This window comes from Sphingobium sp. R-21 (assembly GCF_049913335.1).
Classification (GTDB): domain Bacteria; phylum Pseudomonadota; class Alphaproteobacteria; order Sphingomonadales; family Sphingomonadaceae; genus Sphingobium.
Genome location: NZ_CP184374.1, coordinates 2,859,691 through 2,883,422 on the forward strand (window position 1 = coordinate 2,859,691; position 23,732 = coordinate 2,883,422).

General features: G+C 62.1%; 24 protein-coding genes and 3 pseudogenes. 12 read left to right on the forward strand and 15 right to left on the reverse strand.

Translation table 11 applies throughout. From position 1 onward, the window contains the following. The first annotated feature begins 133 nt into the window (after positions 1–133). The 3 genes from ACN9MX_RS13770 (at position 134) to ACN9MX_RS13780 (ending at position 4,114) form a co-directional block, all read left to right on the forward strand. Entirely contained in the window at positions 134–664 is a 531-nt protein-coding gene (locus ACN9MX_RS13770) for a biliverdin-producing heme oxygenase (protein WP_426387516.1), read from the forward strand. Further along, entirely contained in the window at positions 657–3,209 is a 2,553-nt protein-coding gene (locus ACN9MX_RS13775; protein ID WP_426387104.1) for an HWE histidine kinase domain-containing protein, read from the forward strand. The genes ACN9MX_RS13770 and ACN9MX_RS13775 overlap by 8 nt, the downstream gene beginning before the upstream one ends. Positions 3,210–3,304: 95 nt before the next feature. Beyond that, positions 3,305–4,114 carry a DODA-type extradiol aromatic ring-opening family dioxygenase gene (locus tag ACN9MX_RS13780; RefSeq protein WP_426387105.1) on the forward strand — a complete coding sequence of 270 codons (810 nt, stop codon included), beginning with the start codon at positions 3,305–3,307 and terminating at the stop codon, positions 4,112–4,114. Here the strand turns inward: ACN9MX_RS13780 and ACN9MX_RS13785 are convergent. The 3 genes from ACN9MX_RS13785 to ACN9MX_RS13795 all read right to left on the reverse strand — a co-directional run bounded on the left by ACN9MX_RS13785 (position 4,099) and on the right by ACN9MX_RS13795 (position 6,514). Next, positions 4,099–4,644, reverse strand: a complete 546-nt coding sequence (locus tag ACN9MX_RS13785) for a (2Fe-2S)-binding protein (RefSeq protein WP_133653533.1) — start codon at positions 4,642–4,644, stop codon at positions 4,099–4,101. The genes ACN9MX_RS13780 and ACN9MX_RS13785 overlap by 16 nt on opposite strands. Then, positions 4,641–5,117: a DUF2721 domain-containing protein gene (locus ACN9MX_RS13790; protein ID WP_363738743.1), complete on the reverse strand. Its 477-nt coding sequence runs from the start codon at positions 5,115–5,117 to the stop codon at positions 4,641–4,643. Before ACN9MX_RS13790 ends, ACN9MX_RS13785 begins: the two co-directional genes overlap by 4 nt. A gap of 188 nt (positions 5,118–5,305) precedes the next feature. Further along, positions 5,306–6,514, reverse strand: coding sequence for an LL-diaminopimelate aminotransferase (locus tag ACN9MX_RS13795; protein WP_133653531.1), 1,209 nt, complete (start codon positions 6,512–6,514; stop codon positions 5,306–5,308). A 140-nt stretch (positions 6,515–6,654) separates the two neighbouring features. Between ACN9MX_RS13795 and ACN9MX_RS13800 the strand changes: the two genes are divergently transcribed. From ACN9MX_RS13800 to clpS, 3 genes are all read left to right on the forward strand, one after another. Beyond that, complete coding sequence (locus ACN9MX_RS13800; protein WP_426387106.1) at positions 6,655–8,394, forward strand: PHA/PHB synthase family protein; 1,740 nt, start codon at positions 6,655–6,657, stop codon at positions 8,392–8,394. A 144-nt stretch (positions 8,395–8,538) separates the two neighbouring features. After that, positions 8,539–9,504, forward strand: a complete 966-nt coding sequence (locus ACN9MX_RS13805) for a phasin family protein (protein WP_426387107.1) — start codon at positions 8,539–8,541, stop codon at positions 9,502–9,504. A 263-nt stretch (positions 9,505–9,767) separates the two neighbouring features. Next, positions 9,768–10,124, forward strand: coding sequence for an ATP-dependent Clp protease adapter ClpS (clpS, locus tag ACN9MX_RS13810; RefSeq protein ID WP_414714658.1), 357 nt, complete (start codon positions 9,768–9,770; stop codon positions 10,122–10,124). Between the two features lie 105 nt (positions 10,125–10,229). On the opposite strand, the gene ACN9MX_RS13815 is transcribed toward clpS, so the two are convergent. The 5 genes from ACN9MX_RS13815 to ACN9MX_RS13835 all read right to left on the reverse strand — a co-directional run bounded on the left by ACN9MX_RS13815 (position 10,230) and on the right by ACN9MX_RS13835 (position 13,178). Continuing rightward, on the reverse strand, positions 10,230–10,811 hold the full coding sequence (locus tag ACN9MX_RS13815; protein ID WP_426387108.1) for a DUF305 domain-containing protein: 582 nt from the start codon (positions 10,809–10,811) through the stop codon (positions 10,230–10,232). 154 nt (positions 10,812–10,965) lie between these two features. After that, a complete protein-coding gene (locus tag ACN9MX_RS13820) occupies positions 10,966–11,136 on the reverse strand; it encodes a hypothetical protein (RefSeq protein WP_426387109.1) in 171 nt (56 codons plus the stop codon). 85 nt (positions 11,137–11,221) lie between these two features. Then, entirely contained in the window at positions 11,222–12,298 is a 1,077-nt protein-coding gene (locus ACN9MX_RS13825) for a Zn-dependent alcohol dehydrogenase (protein ID WP_426387110.1), read from the reverse strand. A gap of 39 nt (positions 12,299–12,337) precedes the next feature. Then, entirely contained in the window at positions 12,338–12,490 is a 153-nt protein-coding gene (locus tag ACN9MX_RS13830) for an aldehyde dehydrogenase family protein (RefSeq protein ID WP_426387111.1), read from the reverse strand. Positions 12,491–12,653: 163 nt separating this feature from the next. After that, entirely contained in the window at positions 12,654–13,178 is a 525-nt protein-coding gene (locus tag ACN9MX_RS13835; RefSeq protein WP_426387112.1) for a PilZ domain-containing protein, read from the reverse strand. A 335-nt stretch (positions 13,179–13,513) separates the two neighbouring features. Here ACN9MX_RS13835 and ACN9MX_RS13840 point away from each other — a divergent pair, with 335 nt between their 5' ends. Continuing rightward, a complete protein-coding gene (locus tag ACN9MX_RS13840; RefSeq protein ID WP_426387113.1) occupies positions 13,514–13,759 on the forward strand; it encodes a hypothetical protein in 246 nt (81 codons plus the stop codon). On the opposite strand, the pseudogene ACN9MX_RS13845 reads toward ACN9MX_RS13840, so the two are convergent. Next, a pseudogene (locus tag ACN9MX_RS13845) lies at positions 13,740–14,033 on the reverse strand (IS6 family transposase); the annotation flags it as partial. The gene ACN9MX_RS13840 and the pseudogene ACN9MX_RS13845 overlap by 20 nt on opposite strands. A 102-nt stretch (positions 14,034–14,135) precedes the next feature. Continuing rightward, complete coding sequence (locus ACN9MX_RS13850) at positions 14,136–15,350, reverse strand: cytochrome P450 (protein ID WP_363738762.1); 1,215 nt, start codon at positions 15,348–15,350, stop codon at positions 14,136–14,138. Positions 15,351–15,552: 202 nt separating this feature from the next. On the opposite strand from ACN9MX_RS13850, the gene ACN9MX_RS13855 reads away from it, so the two are divergent. From ACN9MX_RS13855 to ACN9MX_RS13865, 3 genes and pseudogenes are all read left to right on the forward strand, one after another. Next, complete coding sequence (locus ACN9MX_RS13855; RefSeq protein WP_426387114.1) at positions 15,553–16,476, forward strand: NAD-dependent epimerase/dehydratase family protein; 924 nt, start codon at positions 15,553–15,555, stop codon at positions 16,474–16,476. Positions 16,477–16,759: 283 nt separating this feature from the next. Further along, positions 16,760–18,055 (forward strand): O-acetylhomoserine aminocarboxypropyltransferase/cysteine synthase family protein, encoded by a 1,296-nt coding sequence (locus ACN9MX_RS13860; protein ID WP_363738965.1) that lies wholly within the window; start codon positions 16,760–16,762, stop codon positions 18,053–18,055. 177 nt (positions 18,056–18,232) lie between these two features. Next, positions 18,233–19,198: pseudogene (locus ACN9MX_RS13865) on the forward strand (IS3 family transposase); the annotation flags it as partial. Between the two features lie 162 nt (positions 19,199–19,360). Here ACN9MX_RS13865 and ACN9MX_RS13870 read toward each other — a convergent pair. The 5 genes from ACN9MX_RS13870 to ACN9MX_RS13890 form a co-directional block, all read right to left on the reverse strand. Beyond that, complete coding sequence (locus tag ACN9MX_RS13870) at positions 19,361–20,152, reverse strand: putative DNA-binding domain-containing protein (protein WP_426387115.1); 792 nt, start codon at positions 20,150–20,152, stop codon at positions 19,361–19,363. Next, positions 20,149–20,979 carry a DUF692 domain-containing protein gene (locus ACN9MX_RS13875; protein ID WP_426387116.1) on the reverse strand — a complete coding sequence of 277 codons (831 nt, stop codon included), beginning with the start codon at positions 20,977–20,979 and terminating at the stop codon, positions 20,149–20,151. The genes ACN9MX_RS13870 and ACN9MX_RS13875 overlap by 4 nt, the downstream gene beginning before the upstream one ends. A 61-nt stretch (positions 20,980–21,040) precedes the next feature. Beyond that, positions 21,041–21,310 carry a hypothetical protein gene (locus ACN9MX_RS13880; protein ID WP_426387517.1) on the reverse strand — a complete coding sequence of 90 codons (270 nt, stop codon included), beginning with the start codon at positions 21,308–21,310 and terminating at the stop codon, positions 21,041–21,043. A 129-nt stretch (positions 21,311–21,439) separates the two neighbouring features. Beyond that, entirely contained in the window at positions 21,440–22,081 is a 642-nt protein-coding gene (locus ACN9MX_RS13885; RefSeq protein ID WP_426387117.1) for a DUF1109 domain-containing protein, read from the reverse strand. Beyond that, a complete protein-coding gene (locus tag ACN9MX_RS13890) occupies positions 22,078–22,617 on the reverse strand; it encodes a sigma-70 family RNA polymerase sigma factor (protein ID WP_426387118.1) in 540 nt (179 codons plus the stop codon). The genes ACN9MX_RS13885 and ACN9MX_RS13890 overlap by 4 nt, the downstream gene beginning before the upstream one ends. Positions 22,618–22,825: 208 nt before the next feature. On the opposite strand from ACN9MX_RS13890, the gene ACN9MX_RS13895 reads away from it, so the two are divergent. Both ACN9MX_RS13895 and ACN9MX_RS13900 read left to right on the forward strand, forming a co-directional pair. Beyond that, a complete protein-coding gene (locus ACN9MX_RS13895) occupies positions 22,826–23,101 on the forward strand; it encodes a BufA1 family periplasmic bufferin-type metallophore (RefSeq protein WP_363738773.1) in 276 nt (91 codons plus the stop codon). Between the two features lie 53 nt (positions 23,102–23,154). Then, positions 23,155–23,592, forward strand: a pseudogene (locus ACN9MX_RS13900) (DoxX family protein); the annotation flags it as partial. Positions 23,593–23,732: the final 140 nt, after the last annotated feature.

Genomic DNA, 23,732 nt, shown 5'->3' on the forward strand with positions numbered 1-23,732 from the left:
TCTGAAAGAATCCGCAGCCTGCGGCGGGACGCACTCTGCGCCGAACTGCCGGGAAATATAACCAATGTTATAAGGAAAGCTGATCCAGATCAGTGCGGTGCTCGATAAACCCCCTTAGGGATGCGGGGTGACGATAACGCCCACTGCCGGCAGCGCTCGACAGGCCCTGCGTCAAGCGACGATGGAAAGCCATCAGCGAGTCGATGATCTGTTCTCGCGCTTTTCGCTGGACGACCGGCCCGGCTATGCCGCTTTTTTGAGGGCGCATGCCCGCGCGCTGGCCCCGCTGGAGGCCATGATCCGGCCGGACGCGCCGCGCCTGCCGCAACTGGCGCAGGATCTTGCGACTCTGAACGAAACGCTGCCCGCGCCGCTTGCTGCGCCGACACCCCCTACCGATGCCTATCGCTGGGGCGTCCGCTATACGCTGGAAGGATCACGGCTGGGCGGGGCCATGCTCGCCCGCCGCGTCGGTTCCGGCCTGCCCCGCGCCTATCTGAGCGCGGCGCATGAAAAGGGCGGCTGGGCGGCCTTCCAGCGCCGGCTGGACGCCGCCGCTGCCAAGGGCGGCAGGACATGGATCGACGAGGCGATTCGCGGTGCCAGTGCGGCATTCGATCTGTTCGCGGCGGCGGCCCTCGAAATGGCGCCGCTTCATGGCTGATGGCGATATTCTGGCTCAGGATTTCGCCGTCGACCTCGACAATTGCGACCGGGAACCGATCCATGTGCTCGGTAAGGTCCAGCCCTTCGGTTTCCTGATCGCGCTGACCGCCGACTGGCTGGTGTCGCGCGTATCCGCCAACAGCGCCGACCATATCGGCCTTTCGCCAGAGCAGATGCTGGGCCAGCCGATCAGCGCGATCTTCAGCGGGGAGGCGGTCCACTCCCTGCGCAACCGAATCACCCTGTTGCGCGGTCCCGACGCGGTCGAGCGCATCTTCTCGCTCACGCTGATAGACGGCATCGCGCCCTTCGACGTGGCCGTCCATTTCTCCGGCTCGCTGGTCGTGATCGAGGCGGAACCAGCGTCCCGCGACGAGATGGAGGCGAGCAGCACGGTCCGCTCCATGGTGTCGCGGCTTGGCCAGACGCAGGGCATGGCGGCCTTCCTGCGGGACGGCGCGCGCCAGGTGCGGGCGCTAACCGGCTTCGACCGGGTCATGGTCTATCGCTTCGCGGACGGTGGCGATGGGGAAGTGGTCGCCGAAGCTCTGCGTCCGGGCGTCGAGAGCTTTTTCGGCCTGCATTATCCCGCGTCCGACATACCGGCGCAGGCGCGGGCGCTCTACCTGCGCAACATCTTCCGGGTGATCGCGGACGTCCGGGCAAAGCCGGTTCCCATCGTGCCGCAGCTCGATCCGTCGGGCGCGGCGCTGGACATGTCGCTCTGCCTGACGCGGGCGGTTTCGCCGATTCATATCGAATATCTCGGCAATATGGGGGTGGGGGCCTCGCTCTCCATCTCGATCGTCGTCGAAGGGCGGCTCTGGGGCCTTTTCGCCTGCCACCATTATGGTCCCCGCCTGCCTAGTTTCGCGCAGCGCAGCGCGGCCGAATTGTTCGGCCAGATTTTCTCGATGATGCTCGAAAATCGGGAACGGAGCGAAACCGCCGCCTATGAGGGCAAGGCGCGGCAGGTCGCTGACAGGCTGATGTCGGCGGTGGCGCAGGACCATGACCTGCTCTCCAACGCCCGCTGGTTGGGCGACGTGATCTTCGACACCATCCCGGCGGACGGCGTGGGCGTATATATCGACGGCCAGATGGCCTTTTCCGGCCTTGCCCCCGACCAGCGGAGCTTCGCCGCCATCGTCGCCATGCTGAACCGGGCGGCGGCTGGTCAGGTCTTCGCCACCGAAAATCTGTCGCGCCTGTTGCCTGAAGCGGCTGCCCATGCCGATCGTGCGGCCGGCCTGCTCGCCATCCCGCTTTCGCGCCGCCCGCGCGACTATGTGGTGCTTTTCCGGGCGGAACAGCTTCGCTCGGTACGCTGGGCGGGCAGTCCTGAAAAGCATGTCGAATATGGCCCCAACGGCCCGCGCCTGACGCCGCGCAAGAGCTTCGAGGAGTGGTCGGAACTGGTGCGCGGCACGGCGACGCCCTTCACCGCCGCCGAACTGCGCGTCGCGGAGGCTCTGCGTACCGCGCTGCTGGAGGTCATATTGCGCCTGTCCGATTCCGCGCATGAGGATCGGCGGAAGGCGCATGAAAAGCAGGAATTGCTGATCGCGGAACTCAACCATCGCGTGCGCAACATCCTCTCGCTGATTCGGGGCCTCTTGTCCCAGACCCGCGACAGCGCCCAGTCGATCGACCAGTTCATCGACACGTTGGAAAGCCGCGTCCATGCCCTGGCCCGGGCGCACGACCAGATCACTGCGGACCGCTGGGCGCCCGCCCGGCTCTACGATCTTATCGAGGTGGAATCGGCAGCCTATCTGGGTGCGCGGCGCGACCGGGTGACGCTGACCGGCCCTAACGTCCTGCTGACGCCTGCCGCCTTCACGGTGCTGGCGCTGGTGATTCACGAATTGCTGACCAACGCCGCCAAATATGGCGCGCTGTCCGACAATGGCAGCGTCACCATCGACTGGACCGTCGATGCCGATGGCAGCCTGCTGCTCGATTGGCGGGAAAGCGGCGGGCCCGCCGTGCTCGCGCCCACGCGCCGGGGTTTCGGATCGACCGTGATCGAACGGTCCATCCCCTATGATCTCGATGGCCGGGTGGAGGTGCATTACCGCCTTTCCGGGCTGGAGGCGCACTTCTGCATCCCCTCCGCCCATGTCGCCTCGGTCCTGCCCGACGTCATCGGCGCCGAACGCGCCGGCATTGTTCACGCGCCCGCGCCGACCCTGCTCAAGGGCCGCAATGTGCTGCTCGTCGAAGACAATATGATCATCGCCATGGACGGCGAGGATGCGTTGCGCGACCTGGGGGCCGAGGTGATCACCGCCGCCAGCGTGAGCCGCGCGCGGGAGGCGATCGCGAACCATGAGGTCGACCTGGCCGTGCTGGACTTCAACCTGGGCAATGAAACCAGCCTTCCCGTGGCGGAACTGCTGGCGGAAAAGGGCATCTCCTTCCTCTTCGCCACCGGCTATGGCGATGGGCTGGAGCTGCCCGATCGCTTCGACGACGTGACGCTGCTCAAAAAGCCCTATTCCGGCGCGACCCTGGCCCAGGCCATCGCCCCCGTCCTTTAACCGTTTCGTACAGAGGCTGCCCTGGCATCCGCCCGAAACAATGCGTTTCCCCGGTTCCGCTTGCGTCGCGGCTGCGTCCATCCGATCTATCGGGAATGAGACAACCGACATTTTTCATTCCCCATGGCGGCGGCCCCTGCTTCTTCATGGATCCCGCCGACCCTGAAACGCCGCATTGCGACCCGATGTGGCAGCCGATGCAGGATTATCTGGCGGGCATCATCGCCAACCTGCCGGAACGTCCTCGCGCGATCCTGCTGGTCTCCGGCCATTGGGAGGAAAGCCGCTTCACGGTCCATGACGGGGAAAGGCCCGGCCTGCTGTTCGACTATTACGGCTTCCCGCCGCACACCTATACGCTCCACTGGGATGCGCCGGGCGCGCCCGCATTGGCCCGCCGCGCAGCCGATCTGCTGGAACAGGCGGGTTTCCAGACCGGCACGGAGGAAGCGCGCGGCTGGGACCATGGCGTCTTCATCCCGATGAAGGTGGCGTTGCCGCAGGCCGACATTCCCGTCGCCCAGCTTTCGCTTCACCACGGCCTTGACCCCGAAGCGCATATCGCCGCCGGCCGGGCGCTGGAACCCCTGCGCGACGAGGGCGTCCTGATCGTCGGTTCGGGCCTCAGCTTCCACAATCTGCGGGTGCGCGGCGCGCAGGCGACCGGGGCGGCGAAGCTTTGGGACGACGCCCTGACCGACGCCGTCCTGAACCCCGATCCCGCCAGCCGGGCGCGACGCATCGCCGCCTGGACCGACCTGCCCCATGCCCACTTCGCCCATCCGCGTGAGGAACATCTCCTGCCGCTGATGGTCGCCCTGGGCGCGGGGGGCAGGGATGCGGCCGTGCGCGACCATGCCAGCACCGTGCTGGGCTGGGCCGTTTCAGGCTATCGCTTCGGCTGATTCTGTAGCGCCGGAACCGCTTTCGCCGCCTCCTCCGGCGTGATGCCCGATGGCGGCACGGCGTCCACCACTTCCTCGCCGCGCATCACCCTGCCGGCACGCTGGATCGCGCCGCGCAACCGGGGATAGATGCCGCACCGGCAGATATTGGTGATCGCCGCGTCGATTTCCTCATCGCTCGGATCGCCCGACCGCCGCAGCAGCACCGAAGCTGCCATGATGACCCCGGGAATGCAGTATCCGCATTGCGAGACATTGTCCGCCGCGAACACCTGTTGGAGTGGATGGCCGCGATCAGGTGACAGTCCCTCTATGGTGGTGACGAACTTCCCCTCGGTCGCGGCGATCGTCACCTGGCAGGACCGGACGGCTTCGCCATCTATGTCGACCGTGCAGGCGCCGCAATCGCCGGTGCCGCAACCATATTTCGTGCCGGTCAGGTTGGACGCGTCGCGCAGCGCCCAGAGCAGCGGCGTGGCCGGGTCCATGCGATATTGGACGGGCCGGTCGTTGACGGTGAACTTCGTCATTCCATGCCCTCTTCCTCGACCTGGTGATAGAGGACTTCGTTGCGGATGTGGATGGTCCGCGAGGCAAGCCGGATTTCCTGGATGAAGGTGCCGAACGCGGCCGCCTGCAACACCATTGCCAGGCTGAACAGGATCGCGATCGGCGTGCCCAGATGCGAACCCAGCAGATTGGCGGCGAACAGCAGGATGACGACCAGACAGACGGCGCAGGCCGACGCCACCGACAGGAAGATCGCGCCGTTCACCACGCTCATCCGCCGGTCCAGCACGCGGATTTCGCTGACCATCCGGTCATGTTCCTTGCCGCGGGAGCCGAGGATCTTTTCCTCCACCACCCGCGCCCGGTCGATGATGCGCGCAAGCCGCCCGACGCAGACGTTCAGGAACGCGCCGATGCCTGTCAGCAGAAAGACCGGGGCCAGGGCAAGCTGGATGGTCTGGGCGACCTGGGAAACCTGGGGGAGTGCGATCATCGTGTCAAAGCAGCGCAGAGCAAGGAAAATGGCAAGAGGCGAAATGATGGCATGGGGCGCACGCCATCAAGGCATGAGGAAATCATGCGCCTGCGACGGCAGGAATCCAGTTCGAACGCTGGAGGCGCAGCCGGACGGAGGGAGCCGGACTCCTGCCTTCGCAGGAGTGCGGCCTCATCCATACTCCCTCAGGCTGCGCCCTTGGCGGGGGTGTTGACCCCCATCGACTTCAGATATTGCCGGATATTGCGCGCCGCCTGGCGCAACCGCTGCTCATTCTCGACCATGGCGATGCGCACATATCCCTCGCCATCCTCGCCATAGCCGACGCCCGGCGCGACCGCGACCTTGGCATGGGTCAGCAGCTGCTTGGAAAATTCCAGACTGCCCATATCCTTCAATGCAGGCGGCAGTGGCGCCCAGGCGAACATCGATGCGCGGGGGGCGGGAATGTCCCATCCTGCCCGGCCAAAGGCCTCCACCATCACGTCACGGCGCTTGTGATAGAGCTCGCGATTCTTCTGCACGATGTCCTGCGGCCCGTTCAATGCCGCGCAGGCGGCCGCCTGGATCGGCGTGAACGCGCCATAATCCAGATAGGATTTCACCCGCTTCAGCGCCGCGATCAATTGCCGGTTGCCCACGGCAAAGCCGATGCGCCAGCCCGCCATGGAATAGGTCTTGCTGAGCGAGGTGAACTCGACCGCGACGTCCTTCGCGCCCGGCACCTGCAGGATGGAGGGCGTCGGATTGCCGTCATAATAAAGTTCGGAATAGGCAAGGTCGGACAGCACCCAGACCTTGTTCTCCTTCGCCCAGGCGACCAGCCGCTCGTAAAAGGCAAGGTCGACCGTCTCTGCCGTCGGGTTGCTGGGATAGCCGACGACCAGGATGGACGGGCGCGGCACGGTGAAGGCCATGGCCCGCTCCAGCGACTGCCAATAATGCTCGTCCGGCGTTGTCGGCACGGACCGGATCGTCGCCCCCGCGATGATGAAGCCGAACATGTGGATCGGGTAGCTGGGATTGGGCGCCAGCACGACGTCCCCCGGCGCGGTGATCGCTGTGGCCAGGCTGGCCAGCCCCTCCTTCGACCCCATGGTCACGACGACTTCCGTCTCCGGGTCCAGATCGACGCCGAAGCGGCGGCCGTAATAATTGGCCTGCGCTTTCCGCAGCCCCGGAATCCCCATCGACTGGGAATAGCCGTGTGCGCTCGGTTTCTGCGCGACCTCGCACAGCTTGGCGATGACATGGTCGGGCGGCGGCAGGTCGGGATTGCCCATGCCCAGGTCGATAATGTCCTCCCCCGCGGCGCGCGCGGCGGCCCGCATCGCGTTCACTTCAGCGATGACATAGGGCGGCAGGCGCTTCATGCGGTAGAATTCTTCGGACATTTGGGGCTTTCCTGAAAGCTCGCTGTGAGGAATAGTGCGTGACGCGCATTCGTCGCGTCACCATCCGGCTATAACCCGCCAGCCCGTGACACGCCAGAGAAAGCGGCAGACCGGACCATGCCAGGAGGAGGAAGGTGGCCATGAAGGAACAGGATGTCATGGAACCCCATCTCCCAACGCTTCAGGACATGCAGCAATGGACCCAGGTGCTGGGCCGCGCTCAGCAATTGCTACTGGAGCAGGCGGCCGGCGCGACCGGGCGTACGCTGCCCTTCGATCCGGAAGCGGTGGCGCGCATCCAGACCAGCTTCGCCGATGAGGGGCTTGCCCTGTGGCAGCGTTTCCTGACGTCGGGCGGGCTGCTGCGTGACCAGCCGGAGCCGCCGCCTTCGGGCAGTCCCGCGGCGGCCCGCGACCGGCGCTTTGCCGACCCGGCCTGGACGGAGCATCCCTTTTACGACCTCATCCGGCAGAGCTATCTGCTGCTTTCCGACTATCTGATGCGCATGGCCGATGCGGTGGACGGCGTCGATCCCCGGCAAAAGGCCAAGCTGCGCTTCGCGACCACCGGCCTGCTGGACGCGATCGCGCCCAGCAATTTCCCGCTGACCAACCCCATGGTCGTGCAGAGGACGATCCAGAGCGGCGGCGAAAATCTGGTCAAGGGCCTCAAGCACATGCTGGCCGATCTGGAAAAGGGCCAACTCAGCCATACCGACGGCACGGCGTTCGAGGTGGGACGCAACATCGCCTCCACGCCGGGCAAGGTGATCAAGGAAACCCCGCTCTACCAGCTTATCCATTATGCGCCGACGACGGGAACGGTGATGGAAACGCCGCTGCTGATCTTCCCGCCCTGGATCAACCGCTTCTACATTCTCGACCTGTCGCCGGAAAAGAGTTTCGTCAAATGGGCCGTGGATCAGGGGCTCAGCGTCTTCCTGGTGTCGTGGAAATCGGCTGACGGCTCGATGAAGGACCTGGTCTGGGACGATTATATCCTGAACGGCCAGCTCGATGCGATCGACACGGTGCGCGACCTGCTGGACGTGCCCAGCGTCCACACCATCGGCTATTGCGTCGCGGGCACCACGCTCGCCGCCACGCTGGCGCTGCTGGCGGCGCGGGGGGAGGCGGACAAGGTCGCGAGCGCCACCTTCTTCACCGCCCAGGTCGATTTCAGCAAGGCCGGCGACCTCGCCCTGTTCGTCGATGACGAGCAGATGAAAATGGTGGAGCAGCTTTCCTCCGGCGGCTTCCTCGACGGACGCTACATGGCCGCGACCTTCAACCTGCTGCGTGGGCGCGACCTCATCTGGAACTATGTGGTCAACAACTACCTGCTGGGGCAGGATTATCCGCCCTTCGACCTGCTCTACTGGAATGGCGACACCACCAACCTGCCCGCGCGCTGGCACAAGGATTATCTGACGCAGCTCTACCGCGACAATCTGCTGGTGCAGCCCGGCGCGATCAGCGTCGCGGGCACGCCCATCGACCTGCGCCAGGTCAGGACGCCCGCTTATGTCCAGGCCGGACGTGAAGACCATATCGCCCCGCTGGAAAGCGTGTGGAAGCTGACCGAGCATTTCTCCGGACCGATCCGCTTCCTCCTCGCGGGTTCGGGCCATATTGCGGGCGTGGTGAACCCGCCCGCGGCCGGCAAATATCAATATTGGAGCTGCGACGAATCGCAGCCGACCCTGGAGGCGTTTCTCGCGCAGGCGAGGGAGACCAGGGGCAGTTGGTGGCCCGACTGGATCGAATGGATTCGCGGACAGACCCCCGCCACGGTGCCGGTGAAGGGTGCCCGCCGCCCCGGCAAGGGCCGACTCAAGGCGATCGAGGACGCGCCCGGCCGCTATGTGAAAAGCCGCTAGTTCCTTCCTGTTGAACGGTTTTTGCGGCAGCCCGCCTTGCCGGGGCGACGGGCCGTATATGGCAAATTTGTTGCACTGCACAAAAACGCTTGCAATGGCGATGCGATGCCTATATTGTGCAGTGCAACAAATGGAGGTTGGTCCATGGCCGTTACCCCAAAGCCAGTTCGTAAAAAGCCCGTCGCCAAAAAAGCGTCGTCGACCCTGTCCGCCAGCGAGGCGCTCAAGGCTGCCGAAGCGGCACTCAAGGTTCCGGCCAAGGTTCCGGCCAAGGTTCCGGCCAAGGTTCCGGCCAAGGTTCCGGCCAAGGTGGCGGCAAAGCCTGCGGCCAGCAAGCCGGCACCGCCCAAGCCTGCCGCACTGGCCAAGCCTGCCGCACCGGCCGCCAAGCCGGCACCCGTGGCGAAGGCTGATCCGGTGGCGGTGATCGCGGCGACCACGGCAGTCGATGCCGCGCCCGAACCGGAACTGGTGAAGGAAGCGGCGGCGCAACCGGCCCCCATCGCTGCGGCGCCAGAGGTGGAAAAGCCGCAGTCAAAGCTGGTCGTGGAGCCCAAGCCGGCTCAACCGGACCTATCGAAGAGCCTGTCGTCCAAGGCCGGGCCGCTAGAGCCCATGTTGCTGCCCGCCACAGAAGGAACGAAGATGATGAACGATGTGATCGAAACCGGAAAGAAATTCGCTGAAGAAACCAAGGCCAAGCTGGAGACGGTTTACGCCGACCTCAACGAGAAGGCCAAGGTGAGCGTCGAGAAGTCGACCAAGGCGATTGAGGAGTTCAGCGACATCGCCAAGGGCAATGTCGAAGCGCTGGTCGAATCCGGCAAGATCGCGGCCAAGGGCTTTGAGACCATCGGCCAGGAAGCCGTGGATTACAGCCGCAAGAGCTTCGAAAAGGCGACCGCGTCGTTCAAGAGCTTCTCGACCGTGAAGACGCCGACCGAATTCTTCCAGCTGCAGAGCCAGCTGCTCTCCAGCAGCTTCGATGAATTCACCAAGGAAGCGGCCAAGAGCAGCGAAGCGCTGATCAAGCTGGCCAGCGAGGTGACCTCGCCGCTCACCGCCCGCGTGACCGTGGTGACCGACAAGGTGAAGGCGCTCGCCGCCTGATCTTGCCTTCGGGTTCTGGAACAAGGAACGGCCCCGACATCGGGGCCGTTTTCCTTTTCCGCCAGGGCGCCGATCGACTATCGACCCATGGAGGATGAGCGCGCCCGTCCCTTCAGGCCGCGGCGCACGCCGACGGTAAACCGCCCCTCACACGTTCCCCCAGGGCCCTTCCGGACGGGAAGGATGGTTTACGCGCTCTCGTCCCCCTTGCCATGCAAGCGCAAATCGCCATATCCTTGCCCATCATGAACAGCTTCTCGACCATGGCATATTCCGTGATGATGACGGACAGAGATCAGGACGACCAGGGCGAAGGCTCGGGCGGTCCCAATGTCGGCATCGCGACGCGCACCCGCGCCCGGACGAAAAAGCCCTCCCTATACAAGGTGCTGATGCTGAATGACGATTACACGCCGATGGAATTCGTCGTGCACGTCCTCCAGCAATTCTTCCGCATGGACATGGAGGAGGCGACGCGGGTGATGCTGCACGTCCACCAGCGCGGCGTCGGCATCTGCGGCATCTTCAGCTATGAAGTGGCGGAGACCAAGGTGAACCAGGTCATGGACTTCGCCCGCCAGAACCAGCACCCGCTCCAGTGCACGCTGGAAAAGGCTTAAGGCCCCGACCGGCACCTACAATCATCCTACCCCATGCACCCGCGACCGGTGCGCCGTGGCGGTCAGGTCTACCATCTCCCTTCTGTCACTTGGGCACATGCAAGCTTAAAGCGGCTTGTCCGACAGCAATTTGCCGCTCAGCACGTCGCGGGCCTCGGCCAGACCATCGGGTTCCAACCTGGTCGGACCAGCGGGCAGCGGATGATCGGCCCGCCTGCCATGTCGCTCGATATCCTGTATCAGCATTTTCATCTCTGCGATCTCCTTGACCTGATCGCGCGTGATCCGATCCGCAAGGTAGCGCACGCGTGGATCGCGAATGTCCGCCTTCCGGGCGTTGTTGATTGCAATGGAATGATGCGGGATCATTGCTTTCATGAAGCCGGTATCGCCAACCAGCGTCTGATTTCGGTTGATCGCCAAAAGCGCGATGACGCATAAGACCGACGCCGCGAGCACCAGGAGTTTTGCGGCTTGCGGCTGATACATCTTCCACATGAAGGCGAGCATTACCGCTATCATTACACAGCCCATGACGAACGATGAGACAAGTCGCGTCAGGCTGAACAGGACGTGGTCCCAACTGTAAACCAGTTGGTACATCAGAAAAAACATGATGATGGTGGATACCGCGATCATCGCCGCGAACCGACCCCATCCCATACGCATCTCGTGGCTCAGATCCATTGCAACCTCCATGCCGTCATGAGTGTAACTGGCGACATGGAGATTTGTTCTCGCGCTCGCGTTGAGCCCGACGAGCACCGGAGGCCGACGGCCTGATGGCGGACTTGGAGACCCCGGCCAAATCCGGCGCGGCCTTCGGCTGGACGATATGCTGTCAAAGCTGGAAGACGCTGGCGTTCTCGGTCGTCGTCGAACTGTTGCACGTCATCAACAGTACGGTAAGCCTATTTTCCGGCAGTTTGCGCACTTGCAACCCGATTGCGCATGAGTCGGAATAGCTGACATCGGGCTGTTCGCGCCATCTGCGTGCGATCCGCTCGATCATGCATTTGCAGCTCCTGCAGCATCTCGGAACCGCTTTAAGATCAGCAGGAATCACGTAGCGAACGACGCAGACCGCCTTCTTATGGTCAGAACATGATGACAGACCTTGCTGTCTCGCCGTTTCGCAGGGCGTCGAAGGCCGAGCCGATCTCATCCAAGCGGATATGCGCGGCCACGAGGTCATCAAGATTCAGGCGACCTTGCATGTAGAAATCTACCAGGCGCGGTATGTCGACCGGAAAATGGTTCGAGCCCATGTTCGAACCCTGAAGCCGGCGTTCACCGAGCAGGGCGAAGCCCTCAAGTTCGATCTTGACTCCCACGGGCATCATGCCGGCGACCGTCGCGATTCCGCCAGGGCGGAGCATGGCGAAAGCCGCTTCGACGGTGGATTTGAGACCGATCGCTTCTATGGCATGATCGACGCCGCCTCTGGTCATCTCCAATATTTGATGGACCAAGTCTTCGCCTGCCTCAATGACATCGGTAGCGCCGAAGCGCCGCGCCAGTTCGAGCTTGGCGGGGGCGCGGTCAACCGCGATGATCCTGCCAGCACCCGCCAGAAGAGCACCATTGATCGCCGACAATCCTACGCCCCCACAACCGATGACCGCAACAGTCTGGCCGGGCCGGATCCCTGCCGTGTGGATGGAGGCGCCAACCCCCGTCAGCACCGCACATCCCAGCACGGCTGCCTTGTCGGAGGGCATGTCGCGCGAAATCGCCACAAGGGCATTTTCATGGACAAGCACCTCCTCGGCAAACGCCGACAGGTTGACGAACTGGTGAACGGCCTCGCCGCCGATGGAAAGCCGCGGTGGCATTGCCGCGTCCCGCCGCGTCTCGCCCGTGCTGCACAGGACCAGCCTGCCGGAAACGCACGACGCGCAGTGGCCGCAAAAGGCGGAGAGGCAGCCTACGACATGGTCTCCACGCTTGACCGAGCGTACATCGCTGCCGACCTCGATCACGATTCCCGCCGCTTCATGGCCCAATATGGTGGGCAGCGGAAAAGGCACGTGCCCTTCGGCGAAGTGCAGGTCCGAATGACACACTCCGACCGCCTTCACAGCCACTCTCACCTCTCGCGGACCCACGTCGCCGATCGTAACGTCCTCAATGGTCAATGGTTTGCCGATTTCCCGCAGTACCGCCGCTTTCATGAACGATCCTCTCTTGCGCAGGTGCGCGCTGTGCTCTTGCTACTTCGCAATATTGATGACATGCAATTGTGCGAATTCGTGCAGGCTGTCGCCGCCATTCTCGACGCCCACGCCCGAAGCCTGGGTGCCGGTGAAGGGAATGCTTGGTCCCATATCCAGATGTTTGTTGACCCAAGCCGCCCCGTTTTCCATCCTCTATGCCCCGCACGGTGGTCGGAGCAATGAAATAGCCCGGTCGATCTGGCAATGCACCGCCTGCCACGATGGCATCCAATATCGCACGTTTGTCCATGAAATATTTTTGCTGAACGGCGATGGCCCGAGTGCGAAATTTGCGGGCCCAAAGGACGTAAAGTTAAAGGTGACTTTCTATTTCGGAAAACGATGGCGAGAGGACATCGTATATTTGACTGGCGGCGAAGCCAGCAGCAATGAGAGCCAGGGCGATAAACACACCAAATTGGAATACCGCTGACCAACGCCGGCTGTTCTCCAATTGGCGTGCGATCCTGGCATCAGCATCCATTCTCGGCTGTGCTCGGCGCTCAAAGGTAGATCCGGGGTCATTCGCCGACCGGGGGCGGGAAGCCAGGCGCGGTTCGTCGATTATGGCAGCGACGTCGAGCCTGCCCTGCGCCTGGATTCCGAAAAAGCGATCCTTTCGCCAGACGACCCGCCCAATGATGGTCTGTCGCCCTCGCCGAATTTCCACATATGTGCCGCGATCTGGGGCTTCGTCAGATGCGACAAGCGCACCACCGGAGGACAGATTGTGAATGACAACTTCGATCCAGGATGCGCCTATGTGCATCCGCGCCGGTATCAACACCGGGTGACGTGCCTCACGAGGCTTGTATCCGATCTGTAATGCCTTGAGCAAGCGACAGCCTCTCCCACATCTGTCGCTTCTATGCCGTCATAGTAAACAGATTGCTAAGACCGGTGCTGTCAGACAAAGGCAAACCACTCTCCACATGATGTTTTCGGTCAAAAAGCGCGAGGATTCCGTTGAAGAGAAGCCGCTACTGGGCAAGGCGGCCGAGCGTCTCTCTTTGTAAGTCCGCCGGTTACTGGGCTGCGCTTCCGGTTCTGAGTCCAGCGTAGATGTCGACTGCCGCGAAAATCATCCTAGAGAGTGTAGCGATCGCGGGAACGTTGCGATCAACCACACGCTATTCGGAATGAAAAGGAGGGGACCGCAAAAGGAGATTGGCAATGGAATATGAGCAACATGACCGGAATAAAAAGATGGATATGTCGATGAGTTACGGTCGCTTCGCAGCCATGATCGCGACATCGACTGTCATCATGTTTGGTCTAATGTACGTTAATAGCTACGCGCTCGGCCATGTGGAATTCAGCCAGACCCGGACATGGATGGCTATGGTCATGGGTGGCACAATGGCAGTCATAATGATGGCCTTCATGTGGTCCATGTACAAAAATGCGAAACTCCGTTGATCTTGACGTACATCTCGTCAAGGTGCCATCGCCAGTGGCGGAAGTCCTTCATGCGGCTGATCCGCTGCCGGCGGATGTCGTCCGCAAACGGTGGACTGAACCTGTTCCACCAGAGGCGCACCGTCTCATGACAGATGTCGATGCCACGCTCGAAGAGCAGGTCCTCCACGTTCCGCAGTGACAGCGGATAGCGGACATACATCAGCACCACGAGGCGGATTACTTTCGGGGAGGAGTTGAAGCACCGGAATGGACTGGCAACAGGCTTGTTCATGCCAACCGTTACTGCGGGGCCGTTTGCTTTGACAGTACCGCCATGTGCGATCTCAGCAAAGCAGACGGCACGCGAATTGGTCGGCAAATTTATCCTGCCGCGTTATACGTCCCATTCCAGATCGAGCCGTTCGACCGAATTGACTATGCCCGTGCGCACTCGGGGCATACACCCTTCGACCAAGCGAAAATCGGGAATCCGCTTGAACCATTCTTCGAGAAATATGCGAATTTCCCGCTTGGCCAGACGATTGCCGATGCAGGTATGGGGGCCGGTGCCAAACGCCAGGTGTTTCGGACGCTTGCGCTCAAAATTCAGCGTCATCGGATCGTCGTTTACCGTCTCGTCCAATCCTGCAAGGGGGAACAGGCATAGCACGATGTCGCCCGCCTTCATTTTCGCGCCCGCGATTTCGGTGTCCTGGCGCACCAATCGACCGAGGTTGCTGGTGCCGAAACGCCGCGCAATCTCTTCCACAGCATTATCCAACAGCTCAGGCCGTGCTGCGATCATGCGCCGGAGCTCAGGATGCTGCGCCAGGTAACTTGCGGCCAGGCTTGTCATCGACACGACCGTGTCCAGTCCGCCCCCGACAATCAGCAGGCACATACTGAAAATCTCATCATCGGTCAGCGGCCTCCCTGCCACCTGTCCCGACAGGATCGACGTGATGAAATCGTCGCGCGGTTCATCCCGGCGCAGTTGTATCTGGCGCAGCACGTAATTGGACATGTCCGTCCAGGCTTGCGCCGCATTGGGATTGGTTGGGTCACTCATTTCAACCGCCACGCTGCGCAGATAAGCGAAATCCTCGACCGGAAGGTCAATCAGGGTCAGGAATGCCATAATCGGCATGACGCCGGCGAAATCCTTGACGAATTCGCACCGTCCGCGGGGCTGCAACTCCTCGATGATCGATGCCGCTGCGGCGCGGGCGCGGTCAGTCGCGCGCGCTAGCGACGCTGGCATGAACGCTGGCATCAACAGCTTGCGATATGGGCCATGTTCGGGTGGATCGAGTTGCACGGGCGTCTGAAACGGAATGACGCCCTTGGGAATGAAGGGCTCCGCATTCGAAAATGTGCCGTGGTCCAGCAGTATCTTCTCTATGTCAGCGTAGCGACTGACTATCCAGTGACCGCCATAACGCGGCGTCCAGAACACACGCGGATGCCGGTCCTGAACATCTTTCCACAGCGCATGGACGTCGAGCGTCTGCCCATGTTCCAGCCCTGGCAAATTGTAGATATCGACATCAAAGATCAGATCGACGGGCACGTGCGCAGGTGCTTCGACGTCCTTCAGGACCGTTGCCACAGCGGCTCTCCATTCCCAATTTTATCGGTACGGAAGGCTATCATCGGCCAATTTGGACCACAATCTGTAGCGGAGCTGATCACGTCCGTGCTGGATGCGCCATTCAGCAGAATAAAATTGGCCTCGGCTACCGGTTCGATACTCTTCTCGCGCGTTGAACCGATCCCAGAGGTCGGAGCCATGCGCTACAGCAGGAGAGGCTATGGCCAGGATATTGGTGGTGGGCGGCACCGGGTTGATAGGCGCGGGCGCAGCGCTGCACCTTGCCGAGCAGGGTCACGACGTGACGATCGCAGGGCGCAATCCGCCTGCACCCGGTGCGCTCGATCGCCTCGCCTTCGCGCAGGGCAGCTACCAGACCGACGATTTCGATGTCGCCTTCCTGTCGCGCTTCGACGCCCTGGTTTTCGCCGCAGCCAATGATGTGCGGCAATTGCCGCCGAACGCCAACGAAGCAGCCTATTTCCACCAGGCGAACAGCATTGCCGTGCCTGCCTTCTTCGCCCGGGCGCGCGCTGCCGGAATCGGCCGGGCTGTCTATGTAGGCAGCTATTATACTGCCGTTCTTCCGCGCTACCGCATCGAAGCGAGCGGCTATGTCGCTTCACGCAAAGCGGCGGACGACGCTGTGCGCGCCATGGCTAGCGACAGCTTCCACGTCTGTAGCCTGGAAGCCCCTTTTATCATGGGTCATGTGGAGGGCGTGGGTGCGATTTCACTGGAATGGTCGATCCGTTACCTGCTCGGCCAGATGGACAGCCAACCGCTCTGGATGATTCCAGGTGGCGGCAATTTCATGTCGATCCAGTCCTTTGCCGAAGCTGTCTCCGGCGCGCTCGAACGGGGCGAGAACGGGAAAGCCTATCTCGTAGGCGACGAGAATTGGCTGTTCGCTCATTATTATGAACTGATCCTCGACGCCTTGGGCCGACCGCAGCCCCTGCCGGTGCGCGACGCCGAACATCCTTCGATGCCCGACGCCACCCTTTATTCCGGGCGTAACACAATTGTCGCCTATGAACCCGAACCTGAGAGCGTCCGGCGCCTCGGCTATCGCCGGCACGATGCGGAACGGGCGGTGCGGGCAATGATCCCCTATTATCTGGCACGCATAGGGAGCGAGTGAACCCGGCGGCTGATGTGGCTGAAAATAGACTGGGAACGGTGCTGTCAGTCCAATGCGAACTCGTCTCCACCGGATGCATTTCGGGTGGGAAGGGCAGGCGGAACCCCCCTCCTGACATCACGTGCATTTGCTTTGACAGCGCTAGGTGGACGAGCGGCAGCAAAGCCATTCCTCCTTCACATGCATAATGCGCAACGTTAAGAATTAGCATCGCGATGTGCCAATTTCGGGGAATGATTTCAGCAATCTTCCTATCAAAGGCATCAACGAAGAGAGGATCATGATGACGGACCACAGCCTGCACCCTGAAACAATGGTCCTTCACGTTGGGTGGCGGGCAGATCCCGCGACCGGATCGGTCGCGCCGCCAATCTATCAAACCACCTCCTATCAGTTTCGCGATGCCGATCATGCCGCTGACTTGTTCGCCCTGAAGGAACTGGGCAACATCTACACACGCCTCGGCAATCCCACGACCGACATCCTCGAACAGCGCATTGCCGCGCTCGAAGGGGGTGCCGCTGCGGTCGCGGTGGCGTCGGGACAATCCGCTTCGGCCTTTGCGATCCAGAATCTTGCGAAGTCAGGCGACAATATTGTCAGCGGGACGGACCTGTATGGCGGCACCTGGAACCTGTTTGCAAATACGCTGAAGAACATGGGCATCGAGGTTCGCTTTGTGGATCCCGCCGATCCAGACGCCTTCGTTCGCGCCAGCGACGATCGCACGCGGGCCTGGTACGCCGAAACTCTGCCTAATCCCAAGCTCGTTGTATGTCCGATTGCGGAGATCGCCGCACTCGGTAGGCCGATGGGCATTCCGCTCATCATGGATAACACGGCCGCCCCGCTGATTGCCCGTCCGTTCGACCATGGTGCGGCAATCATCGTCTATTCGACCACCAAATATATCGGCGGGCATGGCACTTCCGTGGGTGGCATGATCGTGGATAGCGGCAACTTCGACTGGAGCGCATTTCCCGATCGACAGCCCCTGCTCAACACACCTGATCCAAGCTATCATGGAGCGGTGTGGAGCGAAGCGGCCAGGCCCCTGGGCCCGATCGCCTATGCCTTGCGCGTAAGGACGGTATTGCTGCGTGACCTTGGGTCGGCATTGTCCCCTTTCAACGCATTCCAGATACTGCAGGGCCTGGAAACCCTCCCCCTGCGCATGCCCCGGCATTGTGAGAATGCCGTCAAGGTTGCAGCCTTCCTGAACGCGCGGGCGGATGTACTGAACGTCATTCATCCCTCGCTGCAGACCGGACAGCAGGCCGAGAGAGCCGCCCGGATTCTGACCGGAGGTTATGGTGGATTGCTCGGCTTTGAGCTTGCCGGCGGTCGCGAAGCGGGTCGCCGGTTCATCGACGCGCTCCAGTTGTTTTACCATGTCGCCAATATCGGGGATGCGCGCAGTCTGGCGATACATCCCGCGTCAACCACCCATTCCCAGCTTTCAGAGAAAGAGCGCGCCACCGCCGGTGTATCGGAAGGCTATGTGCGCCTCTCGATCGGGCTGGAGCATATCGACGACATCCTTGCAGATTTGACCCAGGCCTTGGGTCATGCCGGCTAGGACGGATCGACATCCAGCCCCGACGGCCTGCAAATCGCGGTTTTCCGTGCTTCCGGTGCTCACATACTGAAAGTACGCTGCGCGCCGGGTCACGAACAATCACCATTTTCGGCTCGTCATCATCTGAATGTCGATCCGTCCTAATCCCGACCTGATGGATTGGTACGGGAATGAAGACGAAAGCGCTGCAGCGCCGATTTCAAAGCCAAGGTGACGCTGGAAGCGATCCGTGGGGACCTGACGCTGACAGAACTGGCTGCCAAGCATGGGGTCCATCACACGATGATCGCGGCCTGGAAGCGGCAGGCCATCGACGGGATGGCGGGCACGTTCTCCGGGGCGAGCGATGCGGCCAAGGCAGTCAGCGAGGGCGAGGTGGAAAAGCTGCACGCCAAGATCGGGCAACTGATGGTGGAGCGGGATTTTTTAGCGAACGCCTTTGGTCGATGAGCGTGGATCGGAGGCGGGCGATGGTCGAACCTGCTCACCACTGCCTGTCGATCTCGACGCAATGCCGCCTGCTGCAGATCAGTTGTTCGTCCTATTATTACGCCCCGGTTCCGGAAACGGACGAGACGCTGGCGCTGATGGCGGTGATCGACACCGTGTTCATGGACTGCCCCTGGTATGGCAGCCCCCAGATGGCGCGGCATCTGCAGCGCCTCGGCCGTGCGGTGGGTCGCCGTCGGACTCGGCGGTTGATGGCGAAGATGGGTCTGACGCCGATCTACCAACGGCCCCGAACGAGCGATCCGCACCCACAGCACCGGGTCTATCCCTATCTGCTGCGCAAGCTGGCAATCGAGCGCCCCAATCATGTGTGGTGCGCGGACGTGACCTACATTCCGATGCGCCAGGGCTTCCTCTATCTGGTCGCCATCATGGACTGGGCGAGCCGCAAGGTGCTGGCCTGGCGGCTGTCGAACACGATGGATGCGGGATTTTGCGTCGAGGCACTGGAGGAGGCGCTCGCCCGCTTTGGCAAGCCAGAGATCTTCGGATCAGGGCAGTCAGTTCACCAGCAACGCCTTCACCGGCGTTCTGCGGGCGGCCGAGATCAAGATCAGCATGGATGGCCGGGGACGCTGGATGGACAATGTCTTCATCGAGCGGCTCTGGCGGTCCCTGAAATACGAATGCGTCTAATGTCCCAAGTGCCGCCTACCTATTTCGACCCTTATGAGACGCCCAGCCTCCCATTCTTGCTTCCCAGGTGCAGACGGTCCGCTATTCCTTCAGGTGTCGACCAATTTTTGCAGTTCCTCAAAGGAAGCCGCAACGACGGCATCTTTCAAAAAGCGGTCTTCAAAGCTGAAGATGCGATGAGCACCGTGCTGCAGCTTGCACGCGATCGTCTATGGCGACGACCATATGGTCGGAAAGCCATGAGCCCAGCCACCGTCCAACAAGCGTCATGCCTGCCTCTTCTCCGAGCAACAGAGCGACGTCGCGGCACAATGCGCCGAATGTCATGCCGCAACGCAGTTTGAGCAGCGCCTGCAATTCGGCATCGTCGATAGTCCTGATACGGCACTGTTCGCCCTGACGCCACAAGAGGGCGACATCGGGCCTGTCCAGATATTGCGGCGCGGGCGGCTCCTTCTGATCAACCAGGGCCGACCATATGACAAAGCCATTGGTGTTAAGATGCAGAAGGTTGATCGACGGCGCGAACGTCAAGACCGCGCGATCCCAATCGAGATCGCCCAAACCGTCCAGCCCAACGGCAGAGCTGTCGGCTGCGATGAACAGGTCTTCGAGTGCAAGCTCGATGCCGGCGATTTCCGCGATCTCGGGATCGTCCGGATGAAGCTGCGCGAGCGTCGTCGGAAAATCGCGTCCATAGGCGTCAAGCGTCCAACTGCTCGGCGGGACGCCGTCGATGTGATGCACGGCGGCGCGGATAAACATGTCCTCGCCGATCCACGCCCGGGTTCGCGGAAAGCTGATTTCCAGACAGGCGACAAGCTGGGTGCGGTAATTATTCTGATAGACGGCAAGGCCCGGCTCTGCCTTTGCACCGATGCGGTCGGCAGCAGCCCTATCTTCCCGTAGCAGCCAGTCCCGCATTTCGCGCTGAAACGCCAGCAGGCTCATGCCGCTTCCTCCAGCTTCCCAGCAGCGATCCGATGCGCGGTGGAAAGTTCGGCCAGCAGGTCGGCCAGCGGCGGGATGGCGTCGTCGCGCTCGATCATCGTCGCGACCGGCCCAAGCTTCGGCAGGACATGCGCATAGAGCCGCCACACCGACGAAGGCACTGCCTGGTCGTGCGTGTCGATCAGCAAATGGTCGCCCTGGCTGTGCCCGGCGAGGTGAATCTGGCGCACGCGTTCATGCGGCACTGCATCGAGATAGGCGATGGGGTCGAAGCCGTGGTTGCTGGCGCTCACGAACACATTATTGACATCGAGCAGCAGGCCGCAGCCCGTCCGCGCGCACAGGGCGTCGATGAACTGCCATTCGGTCATGTCCGCCGGCGCGAAATCGATATAGGTCGACGGGTTTTCGATCAGCATCGCACGGCCCAGCGCATTCTGGGCGCGGTCGATGTTCGCGCAGACGATGTCGAATGCCTCCTGTGTGTAGGGCAATGGCAGAAGATCGTGGGAGTTGAATCCTTCGATCCGCGACCAGCTGAGATGATCCGATACGAACAGTGGTTCGATGTCGTCCACCAGCGCGCGAAGTCGGGTGAGATAGGCTCGATCAAGGCCATCGGCGGAGCCGATGGACATGGACACGCCATGCAGGGCGACGGGGTAGCGAGCGCGAATATCGCGCAGAATGCGCCGCGGCCGACCGCCGTCGACCATGAAATTCTCAGATATCACCTCAAGAAAATCGACCGCGACGCGATGGTCCAGAAAGTCGGCATAATGTTCTTTGCGCAGGCCAAGTCCGAAACCGGGAAAGGACGGGATCATGGGCATACTCCCTGCTCATGAGGGCTGCCCGGCGCGAATGGTAGCGCCGGGCATGGGAACGTCATTTCGGCTCGGTCAGGCTGCCTCCGGCCGCCTTGCACGCCTTGACGGTCATGGCCTTGAAACCATGGCCCTTGCAGACATTCTGCCCCTTGCACTCGTTGCTGGCGGTCTTGCAGTCGGACGTGCCCTTGCAGCTGTTGACACCGTAGCAATGGACGACCTTCGTATCCGCGCCGTCCTGCGCCACGGCCGGGGCCGCTGCTGCTGACACGATCGCGATGGCGGCGGCGGAAGCGGCCATGCCGATTCCGCTATTATGGGTGAGCATGATGATCTCTCCGAAAATATGATGAGCCACTATGGCCCCTGTCATTCGGTTTGGAGCGGCGTGCGGTTACAGGGGCGGTTGGAATTTTTAGGGACCGGGAATAGGCTCCGTAACCGCGCGGTTTGCGGCTTACCAGCGCAGCAGCCGCGGCCCGACCAGCATGCCGATCAAGGTAGCGAGCAATATTCCCAAAGAATACCAGGTCAGGACGAAGATCGCCGACACTTCGGGACAATGGATGCAGTAGACGGTCGCCGCGAAGGCTCCTGCCGACAGACCGGCGGCCGCACCGGCCGCGCGGAGCCGAGTAGGGGCGAGTCTGCGGAAGGACCATAGCAAGCCGGCAAAGATCGGCGCCGACAGCGACAGCACCAGCCAGGGGCAACTCTTCCAGCTATGGCCGAGCCACATCACCAGCCATTGCGATGATGGCGTGCGCGCCAGTTCGAGCAGGCCGACCGCCGCGAGAAGCAGGACGGGTATCCCAAGAGCCCACAAGCCGCGCAATCGACCGCTGTCGGGCCGGGCGAGCTGGGCCGTCATCATCAGCGCGGCGATCGACAGGGAAAAGGTGTATCCCCATTTCACCCAGAAGGATGCGCCCTGCATGGCCGTGCCCAGATCCGGTCGGACACCGATCGAAGCCAGGATCAGCAGCGCCGATGCGATACCGCCGGCGACGATCCCGATGGCCAGCCGCCGCGCGACGCTGTTTCTGCTCACCGGGCGGGTATCGCTGGCAAGCTGCCGGATCAGATCGTCCGTGTTCATCGCATCGCTCCCTGCACCCGCGTCATCAGTGCCATCAGCCCGCGATGCACCGAGACCTTAACGTCGGATTCGCCTATGCCTTCGGCGCTCGCCGCTTCGGCGACGCTCAACCCCTCCAGCCGGGTCGCGCGGATCATCCGCGCCTGCTTGGGCGGCAATTGCTCCAGCAGATCGTCTATGTCGAGTTTAGCGATGCTGCTTGCCTCAAATTCGTCGGCGACCAGATAGTCTTCCAGATCGTCGATCGGCCGCAGCCGGCCGACGCGGCGGAAATGGTCGATCATCTTGTAGCGGGCGACCGCATAGAGCCAGGTGGTGAAGGCGCGCTCGCGATCATAGGTCGCGCGGCGGGTATGAACGGCAATAAGGGTGTCCTGCACCATATCCTCGACATCGTCGTCGGCGCCGCGAACGCGACGTCGATAGAAACCCCGCAGCAGCGGAACAAGCAGGCGCAGCAATGCCGCATGGGCGGCGGCGTCGCCTTCCAGCCCATCCAACATCAATGCGCGCAGATGCTCCTCTGTGGTCTTCATTCCATCTCCTCGCCCGCATGTTCGGACCGGACCGGCCATCGGTTACATCATCGACGGAAATTTTTTGCGCTGTTCGATTGTAACCGCACCTTGCCCTTCCCCGAACCCACCGATGTGACACGGGCTTCACGCCTCCTCCCCGGTCACCGCGCGGCCCGGCCCCTGTCCGGGTCGCGCGCAGAGGCGACGGATCGAAGAGGACATTATCATGCGTACCACTCATGCCGCGCTCGCCGCCAGCATCGCTATCGCTTCGGCAACCGCGCTCGCCGCGTCCGCCCATGCCGAGACGAAGCCGAAGATGGAGAAATGCTATGGCGTCTCACTCGCCGGCAAGAATGACTGCGCGGCCGGTCCCGGCACGAGCTGCGCGGGCACGTCGAAGGTCGACTATCAGGGCAATGCCTGGAAGCTGGTGAAGGCAGGCACCTGCACGTCGATCAAGACGCCCAAGGGCAACGGCGCGCTTTCCCCCAAGGCCTGACCATGGCGGCCGGGGCGCCATTCCGTCCCGGCCATGCCTCCTGGAGACGAACGATGAATCTGCCCTCGCCAATCCACGGCGCCATCGTCCGGCGGATCGAAACGCTGCTGCCCGATGCGCTGTTGCTGCTGGTCGCCCGTCTAGGCATTGCAGCCATATTCTTCCTGTCGGGACGGACCAAGGTGGATGGTATCCTTACCATTACCGACAGCACATTTGAACTGTTCCGCACCGAATATGCCCTGCCGCTCGTCCCGCCGGATCTTGCGGCAACGATGGCGACCTGGGCGGAGCATCTTTTCCCGATATTGCTGCTGTTCGGCCTGTTCACGCGGCTTTCGGCATTCGCCCTGCTCGGCATGACCCTAGTCATCCAGACATTCGTCTATCCTGATGCTTGGCCGACGCATCTCAGCTGGGCCGCGATCCTGCTTCCGCTTGTCGCCCGCGGCGGCGGCATCTGGTCCATGGATGCACTTATTTCCCCCGATCGAAGATGTGAGGCATGGGGCCGCCAAAAAAAACCACCTGACCGTGATCGATGTTCTCCCAACCCGCGTTCAGGGGGAGGCGGGCTTCGCAGAGCGGGCCGACCGGATGTCATTCGGCGCCAATTTTTGGTACCCGACCG

Excerpts from the sequence above, each read along its gene's own strand:
- ACN9MX_RS13890 (WP_426387118.1), bottom strand. The coding sequence starts at position 22,617 with ATGAAGACCACAGAGGAGCATCTGCGCGCATTGATGTTGGATGGGCTG.
- ACN9MX_RS13885 (WP_426387117.1), bottom strand. The coding sequence starts at position 22,081 with ATGAACACGGACGATCTGATCCGGCAGCTTGCCAGCGATACCCGCCCG.
- ACN9MX_RS13895 (WP_363738773.1), top strand. The coding sequence starts at position 22,826 with ATGCGTACCACTCATGCCGCGCTCGCCGCCAGCATCGCTATCGCTTCG.
- ACN9MX_RS13870 (WP_426387115.1), bottom strand. The coding sequence starts at position 20,152 with ATGAGCCTGCTGGCGTTTCAGCGCGAAATGCGGGACTGGCTGCTACGG.
- ACN9MX_RS13800 (WP_426387106.1), top strand. The coding sequence starts at position 6,655 with ATGAAGGAACAGGATGTCATGGAACCCCATCTCCCAACGCTTCAGGAC.
- ACN9MX_RS13775 (WP_426387104.1), top strand. The coding sequence starts at position 657 with ATGGCTGATGGCGATATTCTGGCTCAGGATTTCGCCGTCGACCTCGAC.
- ACN9MX_RS13855 (WP_426387114.1), top strand. The coding sequence starts at position 15,553 with ATGGCCAGGATATTGGTGGTGGGCGGCACCGGGTTGATAGGCGCGGGC.
- ACN9MX_RS13840 (WP_426387113.1), top strand. The coding sequence starts at position 13,514 with ATGGAATATGAGCAACATGACCGGAATAAAAAGATGGATATGTCGATG.
- ACN9MX_RS13785 (WP_133653533.1), bottom strand. The coding sequence starts at position 4,644 with ATGACGAAGTTCACCGTCAACGACCGGCCCGTCCAATATCGCATGGAC.
- ACN9MX_RS13825 (WP_426387110.1), bottom strand. The coding sequence starts at position 12,298 with ATGAAAGCGGCGGTACTGCGGGAAATCGGCAAACCATTGACCATTGAG.
- ACN9MX_RS13860 (WP_363738965.1), top strand. The coding sequence starts at position 16,760 with ATGACGGACCACAGCCTGCACCCTGAAACAATGGTCCTTCACGTTGGG.
- ACN9MX_RS13820 (WP_426387109.1), bottom strand. The coding sequence starts at position 11,136 with ATGATCGAGCGGATCGCACGCAGATGGCGCGAACAGCCCGATGTCAGC.
- ACN9MX_RS13805 (WP_426387107.1), top strand. The coding sequence starts at position 8,539 with ATGGCCGTTACCCCAAAGCCAGTTCGTAAAAAGCCCGTCGCCAAAAAA.
- clpS (WP_414714658.1), top strand. The coding sequence starts at position 9,768 with ATGGCATATTCCGTGATGATGACGGACAGAGATCAGGACGACCAGGGC.
- ACN9MX_RS13830 (WP_426387111.1), bottom strand. The coding sequence starts at position 12,490 with ATGGAAAACGGGGCGGCTTGGGTCAACAAACATCTGGATATGGGACCA.
- ACN9MX_RS13875 (WP_426387116.1), bottom strand. The coding sequence starts at position 20,979 with ATGATCCCGTCCTTTCCCGGTTTCGGACTTGGCCTGCGCAAAGAACAT.
- ACN9MX_RS13780 (WP_426387105.1), top strand. The coding sequence starts at position 3,305 with ATGAGACAACCGACATTTTTCATTCCCCATGGCGGCGGCCCCTGCTTC.
- ACN9MX_RS13795 (WP_133653531.1), bottom strand. The coding sequence starts at position 6,514 with ATGTCCGAAGAATTCTACCGCATGAAGCGCCTGCCGCCCTATGTCATC.
- ACN9MX_RS13790 (WP_363738743.1), bottom strand. The coding sequence starts at position 5,117 with ATGATCGCACTCCCCCAGGTTTCCCAGGTCGCCCAGACCATCCAGCTT.
- ACN9MX_RS13880 (WP_426387517.1), bottom strand. The coding sequence starts at position 21,310 with ATGCTCACCCATAATAGCGGAATCGGCATGGCCGCTTCCGCCGCCGCC.
- ACN9MX_RS13815 (WP_426387108.1), bottom strand. The coding sequence starts at position 10,811 with ATGGATCTGAGCCACGAGATGCGTATGGGATGGGGTCGGTTCGCGGCG.